The sequence below is a fragment of the Frankia sp. KB5 genome, from assembly GCF_002099325.1.
Classification (GTDB): domain Bacteria; phylum Actinomycetota; class Actinomycetes; order Frankiales; family Frankiaceae; genus Frankia; species Frankia casuarinae.
This window is the reverse complement of record NZ_MRUJ01000366.1, coordinates 1-2,760: the sequence shown is the minus strand read 5'-3', so window position 1 is coordinate 2,760 and position 2,760 is coordinate 1. Positions and strand designations below refer to the sequence as shown.

1 protein-coding gene and 1 pseudogene are annotated in these 2,760 nt (G+C 69.1%); both read right to left on the bottom strand.

All coding sequences use genetic code 11. The annotated features are described in order from the left end of the window. Window positions 1-447: pseudogene (locus tag KBI5_RS24405) on the bottom strand (transposase); the annotation flags it as partial. A 942-nt stretch (window positions 448-1,389) separates the two neighbouring features. After that, window positions 1,390-2,352 (bottom strand): lipase family protein, encoded by a 963-nt coding sequence (locus KBI5_RS24395; protein ID WP_241883173.1) that lies wholly within the window; start codon window positions 2,350-2,352, stop codon window positions 1,390-1,392. Window positions 2,353-2,760: the final 408 nt, after the last annotated feature.

Sequence of the window (2,760 nt, the reverse complement as noted above, 5' to 3'; positions counted from 1 at the left end):
GACCAGGTGCATCGCGTCCCAGAACCGGCGGTGGTCCAGCACCCGGGTGGGGATCTTCGTGAACCGGTCCGCGGCCGTCGTCGCCCACCACTCGGCGAAACCGGCCTTCGAACGCGGGTCGACGAGCCGGTTGAGCGCGGCGAGCGCCAGGTAGGTGCCCACCGACGCCCCGGCGTCCGACCGGCGTGCCCCGGCCACCTCGTCGACCAGCCCGACCACGTCGAGCCGGGTCAGCATCTCCCACACGGCCGCGACATCACCAAAAGCGAGATGGCGGGTGCGTTCCGGCAGCGACGCGGCGTCCCGGGCCGCGACCGCCGCCGCGAGATCCTCGGCCGAGCCCAGGTAGCGCTGCGAGACGATCCTGGGCTCGCCGTCCACACGGGCCGACTCGACCAGGTAGTAGTACGTCTTCCCACCGACCTTCTTCCCCACCAACGACGACATGCTTTAGGTAATACACACCGGAAGGCGAACTGTCGATCAGGCGAGTACTCAAAGATCCAGGTCAGAMCGTCCTGAACCAGCCACCGGCCAGCTCAACGGACTCCAAAGATCAACTTATCTAGGAAACTCCCGCTAGCCTGAGCGGACGGCGGAGGAGAAGACCGGTGAGCTCGACCGACCGCGACGGGGACGGCCCCGGGATACGACGATCGACACTCGCGTGATCTCCGCCGCAGTCGCCGAGTTGGCCGAGCACGGCGTCGGCGGATTCCGCGGGTTCCACCGGTCCCGCACGCTGCCCTCCGATGGCTGYCCTCCCATGGGCAGCGTGCGGGCGATATCTCCAGGCGGTACGGGATCCCCAGGCGGTACGGGGCCGTGCTCAGGTGACGATGCCCCACCCGGGCAAGAGCGATATGAGCTGACGATCAACCAGCTCGGGCAGGGTCCATCGGCTTTGGCCGCCCGTGCCCACGCTGCCCGTCTCCGGACGATGGTTGACGGTTCTGCCGGTCACCTGGCCTGGTGCTGGTGGCCGGATTGCCCCTTCGCCGTTGATGGGCACGGTGGGGACGGTCAGTGGAAGGTCGAGGGACGGTCGGTCGACGGTGCTCCACACAGCCCGGGGTGGGAGAACGACGGCGGTTTCGTCGGTCACCGTCGTGGGTGCTGGTGAGCGGATTCATCGCTTATCGCCTCGGGGCAGTGCGACCCGAGGGGGCTCTGCACCGCGCCCGCGGACTTATCCACAGGGTGGGTGTGTCGCCATGGGCAGCGGGCGGCGACGTTTTCCACATCAGCTACCCGATCAGCTACCGGATCAGCCACCTGACGGTCCCCATAGATGGGCAGGGTGTGCTCGGGCGCACGGTTGTCCACAGGCCCTGTCGTGAGCCGGGCCCTGCCGTGAGCCGGGGACGGGCCCGTTTAGCCGGGGACGGGTTATCCGAACCGAGCTGCGCGCATCTCGCAGATGTCGGTGACCGGCGGCGGGTGCGGGGCGAAGCGCTGCGCGACCCAGGCGGTGAGCTCGGCCATCGATGCGCCGAGGACGGTGCCGTGGTCCGCGTCGGGGTAACGCCGGTAGTCCACGGTCGTGCCCTTCCGGCACAGCCCGGTGACCACGCTGTCGGTCACCGGGCGTCGGATCACCAGGTCGAGGTCGCCCTGGAGAACGAGGGTCGGAGCCATCTTCCGCAGGGCCACCTCTCGCTGCCGGGCGAATCCGGCTGCGAATGGCTGATGATCCAGTGGATTGACGGTAAAGGCGGTGCTGACGGACGTACCGATGCTTGCCCTGATGAGGTCGGTGGCGCAGCGGTCGCGGGCGATCGACAGCAGTCGCCGGCCGGTCGGGGTGAGTACCCGGTCCAGGTTGATCGTCCGGTCCTCGACGGACAGCCCGATCATCGCCAGCAGGACATAGGCGACCCCGTCGGCATTGTGCTGCAAGGTGGCGAGGGACGCCGGCAGGTCGGCCAGGGGGGCGGTTGCGACGACTCCCCGGATCCGTAGCTCGGGTGCGTAGGCGGCGGCAATCGCTCCGGCGGCCAACACCGCCTGGCCGCCCTGCGAATAGCCCCAGAGGACGACGTCGCGACCGGCACCGGTCGCCTTGAGGGCGGCGGCGGCGCGCGCCGCGTCAAGCACGGCCCTGCCCTCCGGCTCGGCAACATAGATCGCGTGTTCGCCGGGACTCCCCAGCCCCGGATAATCTGTGAGGGCCACGACATAACCGGCCCGGACGAGCGGAAAAGTCGAGGCGGCGGCGATCAGCGCGGGTCGTGCCGCCGACGGTGCACAGGCATCCTTGAGGCCCGTGGTGCCATGCCCGAACGCGACGATTCTTCGGCCGCCCGGCGGAACCGGAACGTTCTCCTCCGGGGCCAGGATTATCCCGGACACCGGAATGTCGACGCCCGACGTCGCGTGGGATCGGTACATCACCCGCCACGCCCGGATGCCGGTCGGGGCCGGCGCGACCACCTGACTGGACAGAATTTCCCCGCGGGTTCCCGGTGGTAACGATGCACCTCGCTCATCGGGTCCGCCGGCACTGATTGCGGGGGATGATCCGTCGTTKCCATCCCGCTTTCCGCAGGCCGCAAGGGGCAGCAGTCCGAGCAGGAGCCCGAGCAGAAGCAGGACCATGAGCAGCGGGGTACGGACCGGGTGGGAAGGGCATCGGTGCGCCCCGACAGGGGTGGCCCCCGCGTACGTATTCGGAAATCCCGTTGGGGCATGATCGTGGGCGGCGTGACCGTGGGGCACTCCGCTGGGGTCTCGGGGGTCGGGGTCAGCCGGGAGGCTGTT